This is a genomic window from Nocardia sp. NPDC003183, assembly GCF_053590715.1.
In genome coordinates this window covers 653,332-672,962 of record NZ_JBSFTG010000001.1, presented here as the reverse complement: position 1 = coordinate 672,962, position 19,631 = coordinate 653,332, and the positions used below count along the sequence as shown (strand labels likewise).

General features: G+C 66.7%; 16 protein-coding genes. 12 read left to right on the top strand and 4 right to left on the bottom strand.

The window, feature by feature from the left end:
* Positions 1-804: 804 nt before the first annotated feature.
* Positions 805-1,134 (top strand): class I SAM-dependent methyltransferase, encoded by a 330-nt coding sequence (locus tag ACWDXS_RS03020; protein WP_449961364.1) that lies wholly within the window; start codon positions 805-807, stop codon positions 1,132-1,134.
* A 147-nt stretch (positions 1,135-1,281) separates the two neighbouring features.
* The gene (locus ACWDXS_RS03015) at positions 1,282-1,584 is read left to right on the top strand and encodes a hypothetical protein (protein WP_449961362.1); all 303 of its coding nucleotides are present in this window, start codon (positions 1,282-1,284) and stop codon (positions 1,582-1,584) included.
* An 83-nt stretch (positions 1,585-1,667) separates the two neighbouring features.
* Here ACWDXS_RS03015 and ACWDXS_RS03010 read toward each other — a convergent pair whose 3' ends face one another.
* Positions 1,668-2,111: a hypothetical protein gene (locus ACWDXS_RS03010; RefSeq protein WP_449961360.1), complete on the bottom strand. Its 444-nt coding sequence runs from the start codon at positions 2,109-2,111 to the stop codon at positions 1,668-1,670.
* 1,935 nt (positions 2,112-4,046) lie between these two features.
* Positions 4,047-6,224, bottom strand: a complete 2,178-nt coding sequence (locus ACWDXS_RS03005) for a malate synthase G (protein WP_449961357.1) — start codon at positions 6,222-6,224, stop codon at positions 4,047-4,049.
* A gap of 234 nt (positions 6,225-6,458) precedes the next feature.
* On the opposite strand from ACWDXS_RS03005, the gene ACWDXS_RS03000 reads away from it, so the two are divergent.
* The 9 genes from ACWDXS_RS03000 to ACWDXS_RS02960 all read left to right on the top strand — a co-directional run bounded on the left by ACWDXS_RS03000 (position 6,459) and on the right by ACWDXS_RS02960 (position 16,631).
* A complete protein-coding gene (locus ACWDXS_RS03000; protein WP_379312257.1) occupies positions 6,459-7,100 on the top strand; it encodes a TetR/AcrR family transcriptional regulator in 642 nt (213 codons plus the stop codon).
* 2 nt (positions 7,101-7,102) lie between these two features.
* Complete coding sequence (locus tag ACWDXS_RS02995) at positions 7,103-8,392, top strand: acyl-CoA dehydrogenase family protein (protein ID WP_379312258.1); 1,290 nt, start codon at positions 7,103-7,105, stop codon at positions 8,390-8,392.
* Positions 8,393-8,434: 42 nt separating this feature from the next.
* Positions 8,435-10,588: a choline BCCT transporter BetT gene (betT, locus tag ACWDXS_RS02990; RefSeq protein WP_449961353.1), complete on the top strand. Its 2,154-nt coding sequence runs from the start codon at positions 8,435-8,437 to the stop codon at positions 10,586-10,588.
* 10 nt (positions 10,589-10,598) lie between these two features.
* Positions 10,599-12,113 (top strand): aldehyde dehydrogenase family protein, encoded by a 1,515-nt coding sequence (locus ACWDXS_RS02985; protein ID WP_449961351.1) that lies wholly within the window; start codon positions 10,599-10,601, stop codon positions 12,111-12,113.
* Positions 12,110-13,663, top strand: a complete 1,554-nt coding sequence (locus tag ACWDXS_RS02980) for a GMC family oxidoreductase (protein WP_449961348.1) — start codon at positions 12,110-12,112, stop codon at positions 13,661-13,663. The genes ACWDXS_RS02985 and ACWDXS_RS02980 overlap by 4 nt, the downstream gene beginning before the upstream one ends.
* A gap of 40 nt (positions 13,664-13,703) precedes the next feature.
* Complete coding sequence (locus ACWDXS_RS02975) at positions 13,704-13,934, top strand: hypothetical protein (RefSeq protein WP_378991921.1); 231 nt, start codon at positions 13,704-13,706, stop codon at positions 13,932-13,934.
* A gap of 59 nt (positions 13,935-13,993) precedes the next feature.
* A complete protein-coding gene (locus ACWDXS_RS02970; RefSeq protein ID WP_379312263.1) occupies positions 13,994-14,536 on the top strand; it encodes an HNH endonuclease in 543 nt (180 codons plus the stop codon).
* Entirely contained in the window at positions 14,533-14,787 is a 255-nt protein-coding gene (locus ACWDXS_RS02965; protein WP_378991918.1) for a WhiB family transcriptional regulator, read from the top strand. The genes ACWDXS_RS02970 and ACWDXS_RS02965 overlap by 4 nt, the downstream gene beginning before the upstream one ends.
* Positions 14,788-14,963: 176 nt before the next feature.
* On the top strand, positions 14,964-16,631 hold the full coding sequence (locus ACWDXS_RS02960; protein ID WP_449961343.1) for a VWA domain-containing protein: 1,668 nt from the start codon (positions 14,964-14,966) through the stop codon (positions 16,629-16,631).
* Between the two features lie 19 nt (positions 16,632-16,650).
* On the opposite strand, the gene ACWDXS_RS02955 is transcribed toward ACWDXS_RS02960, so the two are convergent.
* Positions 16,651-17,505 (bottom strand): Vgb family protein, encoded by an 855-nt coding sequence (locus tag ACWDXS_RS02955; RefSeq protein WP_449961341.1) that lies wholly within the window; start codon positions 17,503-17,505, stop codon positions 16,651-16,653.
* Positions 17,489-18,976: an ABC-F family ATP-binding cassette domain-containing protein gene (locus ACWDXS_RS02950; RefSeq protein ID WP_449961338.1), complete on the bottom strand. Its 1,488-nt coding sequence runs from the start codon at positions 18,974-18,976 to the stop codon at positions 17,489-17,491. Before ACWDXS_RS02950 ends, ACWDXS_RS02955 begins: the two co-directional genes overlap by 17 nt.
* Positions 18,977-19,037: 61 nt before the next feature.
* Between ACWDXS_RS02950 and ACWDXS_RS02945 the strand changes: the two genes are divergently transcribed.
* A complete protein-coding gene (locus ACWDXS_RS02945) occupies positions 19,038-19,628 on the top strand; it encodes a TetR/AcrR family transcriptional regulator (protein WP_378991915.1) in 591 nt (196 codons plus the stop codon).
* The last annotated feature ends 3 nt before the right edge of the window (positions 19,629-19,631 follow it).

Sequence of the window (19,631 nt, the reverse complement as noted above, 5' to 3'; positions counted from 1 at the left end):
CCGGCGATTGTGGCACAAGAGGATTGGGGTACGGCGGCGGGCGCCCATTAGCGATGCGGTGGGGCGACAAGGTTGGCGTCACCAGGACACCGCGAACGAATGATGTTGTCCGGCAATGCCAGCCGCCCTCGCCGAGGAAGTACAACACACGGCTGTGGGCGGCTACGTCGTGCCACCCGACGGCGAGGACGATGTCAGGAGACTGAATTGGCCGGTGCGCTTGAGGTGTTGCATTCAGCCAGGCTATTTTCGGTGCCCGGATAAACGCCGAAAGGATGATGGCGTCGCTGCGGAAGTAACCGACAATCGCGAGTCGAAACCGGTCGTCGTCGGATCGTCGCCGACTCACGAAGAGTTCGTCCGTGCGTTTGATCGACGTGCTCGGTCTCCATGGCACCGTCGTCGATTCACCGGCGACCGCCGCGGAGGCCGAGCCGCGATTGTTGACCGCGGCTACCCGTCAAAACGCATCTTTCTGTCCACCAGACCATTTAGGTCGACGCTCACTGAAAACCACATCTGGCACACACTGGCAATTGCCCCTGTTCGGGATGTGTTGGTGCCCTTGTTGGTTGATGGGGCAGTCGCCTGGCAGAGGCGGTGTTCAACCGTCCCAAATTCCCTCGGTGTCGGTCTCTCGACCTCGGCTCGCGACTTCGGCGATCAGTCACACCGCCTAGACCGGGATCGGCGCGACGAAGCGGACCGAGACGTCGACCATCTCGCAGTCCGGATGGTTGCGATCCACCTGCGCCGCCTGTAATTCGCTTGGTTCGGTCACGTGGCGTCTGTTTGACTGCGTCCGTGGAATGGGTGCGCGAGTTCTACTCCAGGAGCGGTTCGTGGTGGGGCGGAGCCGAGGCTCGGCTGACCGAGCGGGACCGTCGCCGGGTGGATCTTCTCCGCGCGCACGGAAGTCCGGAGGGACGGATTCTGGAACTGGGGTCCGGGTATGGCTCGACTGCCGTGGCGGCTGCCCTGGCAGGATACGTGGTGACTGCGGTCGAGGTCAGCGACCGCGCGGACTTTACCGCCGGACTGGCTCAGGACTTCGCGGCCAGCTGCCTGATCGTTCACAAGGCCGACTTCTACGAAGTCCATCTCGATGAACGATTCGATGCTGTGTGTTACTAGAACGGATTCGGAGTCGGCTCCGATGCGGACCAGCGCCGGTTGCTCTGCCGGATCGGGTACGAGTGGCTTCGGCCGGGCGGAACAGCCCTCATCGATGTCTTCAACCCGTTTGTCTGGGCCGGTTGGGACGGCAACGAGGAGCATCGGATGCCGAATGCCGCTGCTGGTTACGACCACGAGCTCAGAGAGCGGGTCCGTTTCGACCCGGTGACCTGCACCGTGGTCGACACCTGGTGGGAACCGGCCGATCCGGACCACCCCATCAGCCAGACCCTGCGGTGCTACACACCCGCCGATCTGATGCTCTTGCTCGATGGAACAGGCCTGTTTCTGACCGGGATCGCGGTGGGAGATGATGTGGTATCCGTCTCGCCGCACTCCGGCATGAGTAGCCTGGTGCGAGAACAGTACGAGTACCTCGGGGTCGTCGCCGCGATCGCGGACAGCTGACCGGCGGGCGCGGCCAGTCGAGCCCGAGCTCGCCCTTCTCCGACAGTGGCAATTCCCACCAGGCAGGGGCGACGGAACGGCGGTCATTCCCGCTCGTCCTGCAGATCGGTCCAGCGTTCGGGAGTGAACCATGGCTTGTTCAGCCAGTATTCCTCGTCGAGTGCCTTCCAGATGCGTCGAGCATCGGAGCCCTTGTAATAGTGCTGGAAGTCGAACCGATCGATCCCGGCGCGCTTGGCAACCGCGTCGGCCAGAATGCCGTTGTTGAACTCGACGCTGCGGTCTCCGTCGACCTGGATGCTAGCCCCCTCGGCGCCGCCTGTCAGCGCGACTTCAAGCGCGATGAACATCCGCGGTGAAGTTTGGATGGCGGTCAAGATGAGATCGCCGGCACGGTAGCCGTAGTCCAAAGTCCAGACCTTCGTATTGCCCTCCTGGTTGAAGTAGTCCTTCAGCGCCTTCCGGTATGGAATGCCGGTGGCGAGATAGAGCCGGCCACGCTGCGGAAGTTCCGGCAGGTCACGCAATCGTGGTGTCCCCTCTACGATCTGGGTCGCTCATGTAGTTCCAGATCGCAGCATCGAGAGCACCTGCACTGCAATCCAATTCGACGGAAGCTTGTGTGATCAGGGCATTGATCGGACCATACTCGCGACAGTGGACGCCAGCGCCGCGAACGAATCCGGCGACATGCATATCGACAGCGATGTGTCCGGTAGAACCGGTCAAGATCGCGATGTATTCGACGGTCTTGGATGTCTACGGCTCGTCAGGACGAGGTGTGGCGTAGGTGGCGAGCGGGGGAATCGTTCAGTGCGATAGCGCGATCCCTCGGGACGCCGCTGCAGCACGTCAGACTATTCCTGGCCCAAACCGGAAAAATCCAGCGTCGGCCGACGCGGCGGCGCAGGCCTCGACCTCGACATGCATGCCACGACGGCGCTCTCCTCAGTCACCGCGCCTCGGCGCTCCGGGAGGTCCAGGACCGGAAGCGTAGATCGAACCGATGGCACACGATGACCCGTACCGGACACAGTTTTCTGCATGAACGTCGCCCATCGTTGTGCCTGATGGTTTCGTAGCACGCGCATGTACGCAGAATCTGCCGCCGAACTGCGGGGACACATTTGCGCCGATCGGGTCCAGATTTTCAGCGGCCGACCCGGAACTGCCATACGCGCCACGCATTTGGGCCCGAGGCCTTACCTGCTCGGCAGCGAATGTATGTAACCGAGGATGACTCCCGACGCCGAGAGGGAATCACACAATATGCTTAGATACGCATATCTATGTTAGGCAATACGTCTACTTTGGTTCGAACAGTCCCGCGAGCCGGCACGGATCATCGTCGACTACTCGCCTGCTGCGACGGACACATCCCACTTGATGCCGAACCGCAGCATCCAGAGCCACCAACACCTGAACGGACACATGATTGCCGTGCCACCGATATCCACCAAAGTTCAGCGCACCACTGAGAACAACGTGCGCATGCCTTCTGGACCCAAGCCAACATACTTACCCACGCCCTACCCCGGGGGTCTCGCTGCCCCAGGAATGCGCACCCTCCTCGCAGCCGTCGCACACCGTGTGCCCCAATGGGACAGCAGCGTCCTTCGGCGACTACCGGACGTCTTGCTTGTTTCAGCCATGCCCCGTGCCCGGCCGGACCGCCGACGACTCCGCGCTTCTGGTTGCCGATGCACCGCCCGCGACCACGCAGGTCCTAATCGTCACCCGCGCGATGCCTCACCGAACTCACACCACCCCACACCGAGAGACCCACAAGATCAGCCCAGGCCGGTCCCGACCGCGCTCCGCTCGGGCAGCGGACACTCGGCGCGGCACCCCCACATGACTGAAGCCGGGACCAAGTGAGGATCTTGCGCAGGCCGCGCATGGCATGAGCGGGGTCGCGCAGACCACGCGGCCTCCTATCCGTGCAACGCCGAACGCCCCGAGCTGGCCAGGTAGGACGAGTTCGGGGCGTTCGTGATTGGGTAATCGGCCGCGCACAGGCTTGATGCAAGCTAATGGTTGACGTTTCACAGTATAGGCAGTTAGCTGCCTGGTTGCTAAGTCCTGCAATTCCCCCGCGCGTCGTACTCCGACACGCCGACGACCGGGCAACTTCAAGGCGAGCGTCTACATATGCACTCGCCCAAGTATCGGGGACTCGGGAAGTCTGCGAAGCGGTCCTGTATCCGACACCGGGCGGCCACAACCCATGCCGCATTGCCGCAACGTCAGCGGAAGGAGAGAAGCGAACCCGATGGTGGACAACTTCTGTGGACGATGTCAGCACGTTCTGTCTGTGACCGTTTTGGTGACCGTTTTGAGCGTGACGAGCCGGTATCCGAGGTGATCTCCGGTGATGGCAGAGGCCCCGCCTCGGATGTCTCCGATGCGGGGCCTCAAATGAAAAGTGCTGCTACGAGCTACTTTTCAAGCGATCGGCAGAACTACTTCTGCGCGGCCTTGAACTCACGACGACGCCGGTGCAGGATCGGCTCGGTGTAGCCGTTGGGCTGCGTGGTGCCTTCCAGGACCAGTTCCTTGGCGGCCTGGAACGCGATGTTGTCATCGAAGTTCGGGGCCAGCGGGCGGTAGGTCTTGTCGTTCGCGTTCTGGCGGTCGACGACCGGGGCCATCCGCTCGAGGCTGGCGATCACGTCGGCCTCGGTGACGATGCCGTGGCGCAGCCAGTTGGCGACCAGCTGGCTCGAGATGCGCAGGGTGGCACGGTCTTCCATCAGGCCGATGTCGTTGATGTCGGGCACCTTGGAGCAGCCGACACCGTGATCGATCCAGCGGACCACGTAGCCCAGGATGCCCTGGGAGTTGTTGTCCAGCTCCTGACGCTTCTCCTCGTCGGTCCAGTCGGTGGACTGCGCGAGGGGGATCTCGAGGATCTGGTCGACGGTGGCGCGCGGGCCGCCCTTGGCGATCTGCGACTGCTGCTTGAACACGTCCACCAGGTGGTAGTGGGTGGCGTGCAGGGTGGCAGCGGTCGGCGAGGGCACCCAGGCAGTGTTGGCGCCGGCCTTGGGGTGGCCGATCTTCTGCTCGAGCATGCCCGCCATCAGGTCGGGCATGGCCCACATGCCCTTGCCGATCTGCGCCTTGCCGGGCAGGCCCTTGGCCAGGCCGGTGTCGACATTCCAGTCCTCGTAGGAGGTGATCCAGGTCTGGGCCTTCATCTCGGCCTTTCGGACCATCGGCCCGGCCTCCATGGAGGTGTGGATCTCGTCGCCGGTGCGGTCGAGGAAGCCGGTGTTGATGAACACCACGCGGTCCTTGGCGGCCTCGATCGACGCGGCGAGGTTGACCGTGGTGCGGCGCTCCTCGTCCATGATGCCGACCTTGAGGGTGTTGCGGGTCAGGCCGAGGACGTCCTCGATCCGGCCGAACAGCTCGTTGGTGAACGCGGCCTCGTCGGGGCCGTGCATCTTCGGCTTCACGATGTAGACCGAGCCGGTGCGCGAGTTGAGGCGAGTGTTGTCACCGTTGAGCGAGTGCACGGCGATCAGCGAGGTGATCAGGCCGTCCAGGATGCCCTCGCCGACCTCGTTGCCCTCGGCGTCGATGATCGCGTCGGAGGTCATCAGGTGACCCACATTGCGCACGAACAGCAGCGAACGACCGTGCAGGACCAGCTCGGAACCGTCGAGCGCGGTGAACACGCGGTCGGGGTTCATGGTGCGGGTGAAGGTCTTGCCGCCCTTGGAGACTTCCTCGGCCAGGTCGCCCTTCATCAGGCCGAGCCAGTTGCGGTAACAGACGACCTTGTCGTCGGCGTCGACCGCGGCGACCGAGTCCTCGAAGTCCATGATCGTGGTGAGCGCGGACTCCAGGACGATGTCCTTGACACCGGCGGTGTCGGTGGAGCCGATCGGCGAGGTGGCGTCGACCTGGATCTCGATGTGCAGCCCGTTGTGCTTGAGCAGGATCGAGGTCGGGACCTCGGGGTCGCCGAGGTAGCCGACGAGCTGCGACGGATCGGCCAGGCCGATGTCGGTGCCGTCTTCCAGACCGATCTCGAGCTCGCCGTCGACGATCTTGTAGTACGCCGAGCCGAGGTGCGAACCGGTGATCAGGGTGACCGCGTCGTCGAGGAAGTTGCGGCCCCACTCGATGACCTTGTCGCCGCGCACGCGGTTGTAGCCGCTGCCCTTCTCCGCGCCGTTGGCCTCGGGGATGGCGTCGGTACCGTAGAGCGCGTCGTAGAGCGAGCCCCACCGCGCGTTGGCGGCGTTGATCGCGAAGCGCGCGTTCATCACCGGCACCACGAGCTGCGGGCCCGCGGTGGTGGCGATCTCGGTGTCGACGTTTTCGGTGGCGATCTGGAACGCGGCCGGCTCCGGCTTGAGGTAACCGATCTCGGTCAGGAACTGCTTGTAGGCGGCCTTGTCGTAGCCGGTGCCCGGGTTCTCGCCGTGCCAAGCGTCGAGCTTGCCCTGGAACTCGTCGCGCTCAGCGAGCAGAGCGCGGTTACGCGGGGCGAGGTCGTTGATGATCTGCTCGGCACCGGCCCAGAACGCGGCGGAATCTACGCCGGTACCGGGGAGCGCCTCGTTCTCGATGAAATCGTGAAGAACGCTCGCCACCTGGAGCCCGCCGACCTGAATCCGCTCTGTCATCTACTGCCTCACTTTGGTGAAAACCGGGTGGGAAAAGTCGATGTCATGTTACCCGTGGGTAGAGGTGACACCTCGTGTGGGTTCGAACGCCCTGCGGCCTCCGTCCATTCCGCCACGCCGAGCCACCGAGGTCGGAGGCATGGGCGCGGCGGGTCACCCCTTGATTGTAGGTGCGCAGGCAATTAATGTACTGATCGGAACATTAAGTCGCGTGCCGGACCGAACGGAGGCGCCGTGACCACCGAACCGGTATCGCCCGTGCGCCGTCGCGGACGCCCTCGTGCCACCGAGCGCGCCGACACCCGCGAGCGGATCCACGACGCCGCGCTCGAGCTGTTCGCCGAACGCGGATTCCACGCCACGGGTGTGGCCGAGATCGGCGCGAAAGCCGACGTCCAGCGGGGTGCGCTGTACTACCACATCGGTTCCAAGGAAGACCTGCTGTGGGCGATCCTGCGCGACTACACCCGGCTGCTGCTCGCCGACGCCGAACGCATCATCGAGGCCGATGCCGACCCCGTCCAGACCCTGCGCCTGCTGATTCGCAGTCACGTCGAGCTGATCGTCACCCATCGGCGCGCGGTGGCCGTGCACCTGCGTGACGCCGACGCACTCACCCACGAACACGCGGTCGTGCTCCAGCAACTGCGCGATCGGCTGCAGCGCCACTGGCAAGACGTGATCGACGCGGGCCACGCGGCCGGTCAACTACGCACCGCCGACCACATCGTCACCAACGGCATGCTCGGCATGCTCAACTCCCTGGGCTACTGGTACCGCGAGCGCGGCTCCCATTCCCCCGCCGAGATCGCCGACATCCTCACTGACACCGTCCTGTCCGGGCTGCGCGCCACGGGCGACAACACGAAAGGCTGACCATGGCTTGGGATTTCGAGACCGATCCGGAGTACCAGCGCAAGCTCGACTGGGTAGCGGAGTTCGTTCGCACCGAGGTCGAGCCCCTGGATCTGCTCTACCCCAACCCCTACGACCGCGCCGACCCCGAGATCCGCGCGCTGATGCGGCCGCTGCAGCAGCAGGTCAAGGATCAGGGCCTGTGGGCCTGCCATCTCGGTCCCGAGCTCGGTGGTCCCGGTTTCGGCCAGCTCAAGCTGGCACTGCTCAACGAAGTGCTCGGTACCTCGATGTGGGCGCCGCTCGTCTTCGGTTGTCAGGCACCGGATTCGGGCAATGCCGAGATCCTGGCGCACTTCGGCACCGAGGAGCAGAAGGCGAAGTACCTGCAGCCGTTGCTCGACGGCGAGATCGGCTCCTGCTACGCGATGACCGAGCCCACCGGCGGCTCCGACCCGACCGCGTTCCGCACCACCGCGGTGCGCGACGGTGACGAGTGGGTCATCAACGGCGAGAAGTGGTTCAACTCCGCCGCCGAATTCGCCACCTTCCACATCGTGATGGTCGTGACCGACCCCGAAGCCGAACCGCACCAGCGGTTGTCGATGTTCATCGTGCCCGCCGATGCGCCCGGGCTCGAGCTGGTGCGCAACTTCACCGTGCCCGGGTTCAGCGAACACGAAGGGCATCTGCGATTCACCGATGTCCGGGTGCCCGCCGATCATCTGCTCGGCGCGGAAGGCGCGGGGTTCATCGTCGCGCAGACCCGGCTCGGCGGCGGACGCGTGCATCACGCGATGCGCACGGTCGCGTTGGTACGCAAGGCCTTCGACATGATGTGTGAGCGCGCGGTGTCGCGCCCGGCCCGCAGAGGTGTCGTCGGCGGCTTCCAGATGACCCAGGAACGCATCGCCGACAGCTGGATCCAGATGGAGCAGTTCCGCCTGCTGGTCCTGCGCACCGCGTGGCGCATCGACCAGGCCCAGGATTATCGCGCCGTCCGCAAGGACATCGCCGCCATCAAGATCGCCATGCCGACCGTCATGAACGACATCGCCCGCCGCGCACTGCATCTACACGGCGCGATGGGCGTGAGCACCGACCTGCCCTTCCTCGACATGACCACCTACGCCGAGGTCATGGCCATCGCCGACGGCCCGACCGAGGTGCACAAGATCACCCTCGCCAAGGAAGTGCTCAAGAACTACGCGCCGGGAGATCCGGTGTATCCGAGTGGCTACCGGCCGGCACTGCGCGAACAAGCCCGCGATCTGGTGGCGCGCAGGCTCGAACACGAGGTCGGCAACCACTGAAGGTCCCCGATCGCGGGGTAGGCACGAACTAGCCTGCCTCGCATGGGTGGTGTCAGCAATCCCGGGGACAACGGCACGCAACGATCACCTGCCGGGACCGAGGACGAAGCGGTCCCGGCACATCCGGTCGCGAATCGTCGTTCGGTCAACAAGCCGGTGTTCCTCATCGCCGCGGGCACCGTGCTGGCCTTCGGGATCTGGGCACTGGCCTCACCGTCGAGCGCCGAGACCATCGTCGGCGAGGTCAAGACGTTCACCACCACCTGGTTCGGGTGGTGGTACTTCGTGCTCGCCACGGCCATCCTCGGCCTCGTCGTTTTCCTCGGCGCCAGCCGGTACGGCCGCTACCGGCTGGGACCGGAGGAGTCACGGCCGGAGTACAGCCTGTTCTCCTGGACGTCGATGCTGTTCGCGGCGGGTATCGGCATCGACCTGATGTTCTTCTCGGTCGCCGAGCCCGTCTACAACTACCTGCGTCCCCCGCTGGGTGAGCCGGGCACCAACGAAACGGCCCGCAACGCGGTGGCCTGGACGATCTTCCACTACGGCATCACCGGTTGGGCGATGTACGCACTGATGGGCGGCGCACTCGCCTACTTCGCGTTCCGCCACAACCTGCCGCTGACGATCCGTGCCGCGCTCTATCCGATCTTCGGCAAGCGCGTACACGGCCGGTGGGGCGACGCGATCGACGTGGCCGCGGTGCTCGGCACCATCTTCGGCATCGCCACCTCGCTGGGCATCGGCATCGTCCAGCTCAATTACGGACTGCACCAGATGTTCGGAATCCCCCAGGGCAAGGCCGCCCAGATCGGGCTGATCGCACTGTCGGTGGCCATCACCACGATCTCCGCTACCACCGGCGTCGACAAGGGCATCCGGCGATTGTCGGAGCTCAATGTCATCATGGCGATCGCGCTGCTGATCTACATCCTCGTGGCGGGCAACACCGATTTCCTGCTCAACGGCCTGGCCCAGAACGCGGGCGACTACCTGTCGACCTTCCCCGACCGGACCCTCGACACTTTCGCGTGGGAGCGCAACCCCGAGACGGCGAACGCGCCGTCGACCTGGCTCGACAGCTGGACGTTGTTCTTCTGGGCGTGGTGGGTGGCCTGGGCACCGTTCGTCGGCCTGTTCCTCGCGCGCATCTCGCGCGGACGCACGCTGCGCGAGTTCATCTTCGGCGTGCTCGTCGTGCCGTTCAGCTTCACCCTGATGTGGATCTCGATCTTCGGCAACAGCGCGCTCGAGGTCGCCAGGGACGACCGAGCCTTCGCCGAGAAGACCGCGGACCGAGCCGAACTCGGCTTCTACTCGCTGCTCGAGAAATATCCCGGCGCGACACTGTTGCTCGGCGTCGCGACCATCACCGGGCTGCTCTTCTATGTGACCACCGCCGATTCCGGGTCGCTGGTCATGGGCAATTTCACCTCGAAGCTGCCCGATCCGATGGCCGACTGCGCCACCGGCACCCGCATCTTCTGGTCGGCCGCGATCGGCGTGCTCACCCTGTCGATGCTGTTCGCCGGTGCGGGCGGGTCCATCACGACCCTGCAGAACGCCACCATCATCATGGGGTTGCCGTTCTCGTTCGTGTTGGCGCTGATCGGCATCGCGCTGCTGCGCGCTGTCCGCAACGAGTCGTTCAAACTCGACAGCTACCGCACCTCGTTGCCCAAGGCTTTCGCCGCGGGCCGTGGACCGGCCGAACTCAGCAGTTGGCGTCGCCGGTTGCTCTCGACCATCAACTACCCGGGGCCCGCGGCCACCCGCAAATTCATCAGCGGCACCGTCGATCCGGCGATGCACGATGTCGCCACGGAGTTCGAGCACATGGGTATGACGGCGACCATCGACGATTCCCAGTCCAACGAGGGTTTGCCGTCCCCGCGACTGCTGGTCGATCAGGCCAGTGAGCCCCGGTTCGAGTACGGCATCTGGCCGGTCTCGGCACCGGCCCCGACCTATGCCGTGCTCGCGCAACGGTCCGGGGATCGCTACTTCCGCTGCGAGGTCTACCTGGCCGAGGGGTCGCAGGGCTACTCGCTCAACGGCTACAGCCGCGAGCAGATCATCGGTGACATTCTCGACCAGTACGAACGCCACCTCGGCTATCTGCACCTGCGCCGCGCGGCGAGCGATCACCACGAGCCCGAATCCGGCGACGTCGACAGCACCGACCGCGAACTGTGAAGGGATCAGCATGAGCGACACTCTCTATATCGACGGTTCCTGGCGACCGTCAGCGTCCGGGCAGACGCGCGAAATCCGCTGCCCGGCAGACGATTCCCTCGTCGGGGTCGTCGCCGAGGCCGGCCGCGACGACACGGTCGCCGCGATCATCGCGGCCCGGCGGGCCTTCGACGAAGGCCCGTGGCGCCGCACCGGCGCCGCCGAGAGGGGCGACCTGCTGCTGCGGGTCGCCGACGCGATCGACGCGCGACGAGACGAGTTCGTGCGCGCCGAGACCCTCGACACCGGCAAGCGCCCCTACGAGTCCGACATCGACATGTCCGACATCGCGAACTGCTTCCGGTATTTCGGCAAGCTCGCCGCCGACGACGCGGGCCGGATCGTCGACGCGGGCTCCCCTGACATCGACTCCCGCATCGTCTACGAACCGGTCGGGGTCTGCGGGTTGATCACGCCGTGGAACTACCCGCTGTTGCAGGCGGCCTGGAAAGTCGCCCCAGCGCTGGCGGCAGGCAATACGTTCGTGCTCAAACCGGCTGAACTGACTCCCCACACCGCGATTCTGCTGATGTCGGTGCTCGATGACCTCGGCGTGCCCGCCGGGGTGGCCAATCTCGTGCTCGGCGCGGGCGCCACCGCGGGTGCGCCGCTGTCCGAACATCCCGATGTCGACCTGGTCTCGTTCACCGGCGGGCTCGCCACCGGCAAGATCATCGCGCGCGAGGCGGCCGCCACGGTCAAGAAGGTGGCACTCGAGCTGGGCGGCAAGAACCCGAATGTCGTCTTCGCCGACGCCTGCGACACCGACGAACGGCTGGCCGCGAGCGTCGACAACGCACTGAACGCGGCCTTCCTGCACTCCGGTCAAGTGTGTTCGGCGGGCGCGCGCCTGGTCGTCGAGGAATCGGCACACGACCGTTTCGTCGACGAGTTGGTGCGCCGCGCAGAGCAGATCCGGCTCGGCTTGCCCTTCGCCGAGGGGACCGAAACCGGGCCGCTGATCTCGGCCGCCCACCGCGACAAGGTGAACGCCTATGTCGAGCAGGCCCGCGCCGAGGGTGCCGTCGTCCGCACCGGTGGCGCGTTCGCCACCGGCGACCGAGGCTCCGGAAATCTCGACAACGGGTGGTTCTACCTGCCGACCGTCATCGACGACGCCACCCGCGCGATGGCGTGCGTGCACGACGAGGCGTTCGGGCCCACCGTGACCGTGGAGACCTTCACCACCGAAGACGAGGCCGTCGCCATCGCCAACGACACCGAATACGGGCTCGCGGGCGCGGTCTGGTCCGGTGACGCCGCGCGCGCCCGCCGCGTCGCCGCCCGGCTGCGGCACGGCACGGTGTGGGTCAACGACTTCGGGCCGTACCTGCCACAGGCCGAGTGGGGCGGTTTCGGCCGCTCGGGTGTCGGGCGCGAGCTCGGTCCGTCCGGCCTGCACGAGTATCGCGAGGCCAAGCACGTCTACGAGAATCTCCGGCCGGGCGTCACCGGCTGGTTCGCCGATCGGGAGGAACAGCGGTGACCACATACGATTACGTGATCGTCGGCGGCGGTTCCGCGGGAGCGGCCGTCGCGGCACGGTTGTCGGAAGACCCGTCGGTGACCGTCTGTCTGCTCGAGGCGGGACCGTCCGATGTCGGCGACCCGGCCGTCCTGCGACTCGATCGCTGGATGGAGCTACTGGAATCGGGCTACGACTGGGACTACCCGATCGAGCCGCAGGAGAACGGCAATTCGTTCATGCGTCACGCCCGCGCCAAGGTGCTCGGTGGCTGCTCCTCGCACAACAGCTGCATCGCGTTCTGGGCTCCGCGCGAGGACCTGGATTCCTGGGAACGCGAGCACGGCGCCACCGGGTGGGGTGCGGACTCGGTGTATCGGCTGTACCCGCGGATCGAGACCAACGACGCCCCCGGCGAGCACCACGGCCGCGGCGGCCCGGTGCACATCATGACGGTGCCGCCGCACGATCCGTGTGGTGTCGCCTTGCTCGACGCCTGCGAGGCGGTCGGTATCCCGCGCGCCGAGTTCAACGCGGGACGCACAGTCGTCAACGGCGCCAACTTCTTTCAGATCAACCGGCGAACCGACGGAACGCGCTCGTCGTCGTCGGTGAGCTATCTGCACCCTCATCTCGACCGGCCGAACCTCACCATCCGGACCGGCGCGTGGGCCAAGAAGATCGTGATCGAGAACGGGCGGGCCGTCGGGGTCGACATCACCGACAACGCGTTCGGCCGCACCACCCGGATCACGGCGAACCGTGAGGTGATCGTCTCCGCCGGCGCCATCGACTCGCCGAAGCTGCTCATGCTCTCGGGCATCGGGCCTACAGTTCACCTGCGCGAGAACGGCATCGAGGTGGTCGTCGACTCGCCCGGTGTCGGCGCGAACCTGCAGGACCATCCGGAGGGTGTGATCGGTTTCGAGACGACGCGACCGATGGTGGACAGCTCCACCCAGTGGTGGGAAGCGGGTATCTTCACCCCGACCGAGGACGGCCTCGACCGGCCGGACCTGATGATGCACTACGGCAGTGTGCCTTTCGACATGCACACACTGCGGCAGGGGTATCCGACCGCCGAGAACACCTTCTGCCTGACGCCGAATGTCACCCATGCCCGCTCACGCGGCACGGTGCGCTTGCGCTCGCGCGATTTCCGGGACAAGCCGAAGGTCGACCCGCGCTACTTCACCGACCCCGACGGTCACGATATGCGCGTGATGATCGCCGGTCTGCGCAAGGCACGCGAGATCGCCGCGACCGCACCGCTGTCGGATTGGGTGGCGCGTGAGCTGTATCCGGGGCCGGAGGCGCAGACCGACGCCGAACTCGCCGATTACGTCCGCCGAACCCACAACACCGTCTACCACCCCGTCGGCACGGTCCGCATGGGCGCGGTCGACGACCCGATGAGTCCCCTCGACCCCGAGCTGCGGGTCAAGGGCGTCGAGGGTCTGCGTGTCGCCGACGCTTCGGTGTTCCCCGCGCACACCACGGTCAATCCGAACATCACGGTGATGCTCGTCGGCGAACGCTGCGCCGAACTGGTCGCCGCCGATCGGACGTAGGTCAGCCGAGGACCGGCCCGTCCCCGCGCAGCAGAACTCTGTGCCCCGAAATAAATCAGCCGACATTTCGGACACGGTGTGCCACCATGATTTCACGCAGGTGATTCGCATCGGGCGAGGAACCGACGAGCAGCATCGAGAGGAGGAGACGGCCGTGAAACAGCAAGCGCCACAGCGAGAATCGGATAAGACCTTTCGCCGCGCGAGTTCGGTCCATCGCGCGATGCGCCTGGATATCGATGGCTCCGGCCGTTTCCTGATCGTGGCCTGACGGGTCCGACCCGCCTCCGCTTCCGACGTTCACACCTCTCTCGAAACATGGTGATTCCCATGCTGATTCGTCATGCCGTCGACCCGACGGCGCCCGCTCCCGACACCTGGATACACACGAGGGTGCTCGTGCTCAATGCCAGCTACGAGGCCCTCGACGAGATCACCGCCGATCGGGCCGTGACCTTGCTGATCAGCGGCGCCGCCGAGACCGTGATCGAGCGGGCACCCCGGTTCCCGATCCGCTCGCAGCATCTGGTCATCGCGTTGCCCGAGACGATCCGGCTGGTGCGCTACGTCTACCTGGCGCACGTCACGCCGATCGGTGACGACAGCCGCGCCACCCTGGCCGGCGTGTTGCGTCGCGACAAGCACCGCTGCGGCTACTGCGCCGACTGGGCGCACACCGTCGACCACATCCGCCCCCGCAGCCGGGGCGGACCGAACACCTGGAGCAATCTCGTCGCCTGTTGCGCACCGTGCAATTCAGGCAAGGCCGACCGCACCCCGGAAGAGGCGGGGATGCGGCTGCTGTGGGAGCCCAAGGCTCCCGACCCGCTCGCTCGCAAGCAGCGCCGGATCTGGAAGGAGTACGCGCCGTGACCACCACCGACCTCGCACTGACCGAACTGCTGACCCTGTCCGATTCGGGGCAATGGCACCGCGCCGCCTGCCGTGGTGACCCCAACCACGAGGCGTGGTTTCCCTACCCGTCGCAGGACTTCGACTACGCCCGCAAGATCTGCGCCGGGTGCCCGTTGCTCGCGGGGTGCGCCGAGTACGCGGCACAGACGGGTCAGTCAGGGGTGTGGGGTGGTCGTGAATACGATCGCGGCCGCGTGATTCGCGCGTGACCGGCAGCGCCGGGTGTCCGCTGTGGCACCCGGCTCTGCGCGTCCGGCACGCACCGCACGGTTGCATGCGCTGCCTCGACCGAGGCTGACCACTCTTGCCACATGCTGTGACCTGCGGCGATGCGCACCGGTATGCGCTGTGCTGCGGTTGCGCGCGGTGTCCTTAAACTTGCCGCGTGGGTACGCATCGCAACGGGACCAGTTCTCGAAGTATCAGCAAGGGTCCGGTTATCGCGGCATCGGCAATCGTGCTGGTGATCGTCGCCGTCTTCGCCTGGGTCCAGCTCAGCGATCGTGCGGCGACCACCGATGTCGCGGCCGCCGCCGAGTGCGTCGAGGGGGCCTCACAGCTCGACGTCACCGTCGATCCGGCGATCTCGGGCCCGGTGCGTGCCGCGGCCGACCGGTTCAACGCGACCAAGCCTCGGGTGCGCGACCACTGCGCGCAGGTGAAGGTGTCGGCCCGCCCGTCGAGCGCGCTGGTCGCCGGTCTCGCCGACACCACGAAATGGGATCCGGGTCTCGGTCCGCAGCCGGGGCTGTGGATCGCCGATTCGAGCCGGTCGATCGAGCTGGTTCGGGTGCCGGGTCTGATCGAGGGCACACCCGCCTCGATCGCCACCAGCCCGATCGTGCTCGCCGTGCCCGATGCCCTGCGTCAAGCGCTCGAACAGCATCAGATCTCCTGGGCCGACCTGCCACGACTGCAGCAGGGCTCACTCGACGAGGTCGGCCTGTCCGGCTGGGGTGGGCTGAGCATGGCACTGCCCGCCGGTGACGCCACGACCGCCGCCGCCGCGTCCATCGGCGCGGCGATCTCGGGCACCGAACCGTTGACCGAGCAGGCCGCCAAGTCGGGTCAGGTCGTCGCCGCGATCTCCGGGCTCGCCGCCGGCGCGCAGGCACCGGCCGACCTGATGACCTCCATGTCGGAGATCAGCGCGAATCCCCTCGATGACGATGTGCACGCGGTCGCCGCGACGCAGCAGCAGCTCGGCACCGACGGTCTCACCGCGTTCCGGCCGGTCGGCAGCGCGCCGCTGGCCGATTATCCCGCCGCGCTGATGTCGGGTCCGTGGGTCGACAAGACCCAGAATCTGATCGCGTCACGATTCATCGACTTCCTGCGGGCCCCGGAGCAGGCGGGTGCGCTCGCCACCGAGGGCTTCGGGCCCGCCATCGGTTCGGCACCGGCGAATCCGCCGCGCGCGGCACTGGAGAAGGTGCAGTCGACGCTGGCCAACCCGGTGCTCGGGGTGAACGCGACAGTCCTGCTCGACGTGTCGTCGTCGATGGGTACCGCCGAGGGCTCGACCACCCGGCTGTCGAACGCGATTGCCGCGGTCGCCTCCACCCTGCAGGTGATGCCGCCCGACTTCGGGCTCGGCCTGTGGACGTTCGGCAAGAACCTCGACGGCACCACTCCGTACAAGGTGCAGGCGGCCACCGCGCTGCTCACCGATTCCCAGCGCAATGCGGTCGGCTCGGCGGTCACCGCGGTGAAGCCGAGCCAGCTCGCCGCGGATCAGGCCTACCCGAGCCTGCTCGCCGCCTACCGCGCGGCGGTGGCCGGTTACTCCCCCGGTCGCACGAATTCGATTCTGCTGATCACCGACGGTCCCGACGACGATTCGACGCTGACCGGCACCGCGCTGGTCGACGAGATCACCGCCGCGACCAAGTCGGGCAAGCCCATTCGCATCGACATCGTCGTGGTCGGCGGCCAGGGCACCCAAACCCTGCAGACCCTCGCCGACCAGACCGGCGGGACCTACACCCGCATGCCGACGAGCAACGACCTCGGCTTCGGCACCGCGGTCGTCAAGGCGCTGACCACGCCGTAGGTCACCGGCACGGCGGCCGCTACAGGGAAACCCGCACCATTGCACCGGATTCCATCGCTACCCAGAGGTCACCGGCAGCGTCGACGGTGAGTCCGTGCGGTTCGGCGCCCGGTAGGTCGAGATGAGTGATCGTGCCGTCGGTGGTGATCCGGCCGAGACGGCAGCTCGCCCACTCGGTGAACCACAGCGCATCGTCGGGGCCCGCCACGATCGCGTGCGGGCGGGCGTCGGTCGCCGGGAGCGCGAATTCGGCGACGGTGCCGTCGAGGTCGATGCGCCCGATCGCACCCGCGCCGATTTCGGTGAACCACAGGGCGTCGTCGGGGCCCGCGGTGATGCCGACCGGCGCGGCCGCGGGCGTGGGGATCGGGTAGACGCGCAGCGCGAGGTCGGTGTCGACGCGGGCGATCGCATTGCCCTGGTTCACCGTGAGCCACAGCGCCCCATCGGGCCCGGGCGTGATCATCGAGGGCATACCGTCGACCTCGACGCGGGTGAGGTTGCCGTCCGCGGCCAGTCGCCCGACCCGACCCGCCTGTAATTCGGTGAACCAGAGCGCTCCGTCCGGCCCGGCGCACGCACCGTAGGGACCTTCCACGGGCAGGCTCGTTACCCCACCGTCGACGGTGATCCGCCCGAGCCGACCACCCTGGAACTCGGTGAACCACAGGTCATTATCGGAACCGGCGACGATCACCGTCGGTTGCCCGTCGGACTGCGCGAGCGGATAGGACCGCACGATCCCCTCCGCGCAACGTCCGATCACGCCCTGCGTCACCAGCGTGAACCACAGCGCCCCGTCGGGCCCGACAGTGATCCCGTACGGAGCGCCGGGCACGTCGATCACTTGCACGATCTCAGCCAAAGTCTTCAATTCCCTTCTGTATTCCGCGGAAACGGCGGCGCAGCGCCCGGTCGTGCGACACCACGACCACCGCACCCCGATACTCGCTCAGCGCGCGTTCGACTTCCTCGACCAAGGTCAGCGACAGGTGGTTGGTCGGCTCGTCCAACAGCAACAGGTCGTGTTCACCGGCGAGCACACCGGCCAGCGCGAGCCTGCGCCGCTGACCTTCCGAGAGGGTACCGACCTCACGATCGAGCAGTTCGGGGGCGAACAGCCCTGTCGCCAGCAATGAATCGCGTCCGAATCCGTAGGTGTCGGTGACACTTCGGGCCGGATCGAAGCGCTCGTCCTGGCGCAGGTAGCCGATGCGTCCCGGGGCTGCCGCGTGGATCGCGTCGAGCAGTGTCGACTTGCCCGAACCGTTGGGTCCGTGGATCAGCAGCCGCTCGCGCGGGCCGAGCGTCAGCGCGCCGAGGTGGAACTCCACGCCGCTGCCTGCCGCGAATCGGCCGCGGAACCGCAACGGTTCGGGTGGTCGCGGCACCGGGTCCTCGCGCAGCCGGCGCAGGCGCTCGGCCGTATTGCGCACCCGCGACGCGACCGAGCTCTGCACCCGCCCGGCATTGCGGTCGTAGGCCATCTTGTTGTTGTCGGTCATCGCGCGACCCGGCGCGACCTGCTGGGCAGTGCTCGTGGCGAACTCCTCGAGCCGCCCGATCTCGCTGCGCCACTGCGCATAGGCCTGTTCCCAGCGAATGCGCGCGGCCGCCTTCGCCGTCAGGAATCCGGTGTAGCCGCCGCCGAAGCGGGTCAACGCGCCGTCGGCGACCTCGAGCACCGCGGTGACCACCCGATCGAGGAAGGTCCGGTCGTGCGAGACCAGCACGACTGTGCCCTGATGGGTGCGCAGGCGGTGTTCCAGCCAGGTGAGCGCGGCGTCGTCGAGGTGGTTGGTCGGTTCGTCGAGCAGGAGCACCTCCGGCGAGGCAGCGAGCAGGCAGGCCAGCCCGAGGCGGGCCCGTTCGCCGCCGGACAGGCTGTCGAGCGGTCGGTCACGGCCGATACCCGCCACTCCGAGTCCGTGCATCGACGCGTCCACCCTGGCATCGGCGGCGTAGCCGTCGCGCGCCTCGAAACGGGCGAGCAGCGCGCCGTAGCGGTCCATGTCCTGCCCTTCGGCGGCGGCTTGCATGCCTGCCTCGAGTTCGCGCAGTTCGGCCAGCGCCAGTTCGATGGCCGCACCGACCGTGTCGCCGGGCAGTGTTTGCGCGAGGTGGCCGATCCCGCCCTCGGCGGTGACGGTGATCGTGCCCGCGTCGGGTCGAGCGAGCCCGGCGAGCAGGTCGAGCAGCGTCAATTTGCCTGCGCCGTTCTCGCCGACGATGCCGACGCGTTCACCGGGCCGGATCGAGGCCGAGATGGTGTCGAGCACGGGCCGGTCCGCATAGGACTTCGAGACTCCGCGCAGGGACAGTTGAGTGGTCAAACAGTGCTCCAATCGCTACTCGTGTAGCTTTAACAGTACAAAACCGCGACAGCTAACGCAACAGGAGTTGTTTTTGGAACCACAACGACGCCCCGGCGGACGCAGCGCCCGAGTCAGGGAAGCCGTTCTCGACGCGACGGCGGACGAACTCGCCGAGCGGGGCTACCAGGACCTGAGCATGGAAGCTGTCGCTCAGCGCGCCGGAGTGCACAAGACCACCGTCTATCGGCGCTGGCGCGGCCCGGAGGGGCTCGTCGCCGACGCGCTCGAGCGCGCCTCGCAACAGCCATGGCCGATCCCCGATACGGGCACCCTCACCGGAGATCTCCGTGCGCTGACCGAATTGCTCCGACAGGGCTTCACCGATCCCGAATCAGGCTCGCTGGCAACAGCTTTCATCGCAGCAGGCATGCAACATCCCGAGGCCGCCGACGCGCTGCGCGGCTTCTACGCGGCGAGACACGACGAGGCGGCGGCGATCGTGGCGCGGGCGGTCGCGCGCGGTGAAGTCGACCCGGAGGTCGACGCCGCCGAGATCATCCGGCTCGCGGTCGCACCACTGTTCCACCGGCTGTTCATCACCCACGAACCCGTCACTGCCGACCAGGCGCGCCGAGCCGCCGACGTGGCCGCCGCGCTGGCGAGAACACCGATCGGCACCTGAATC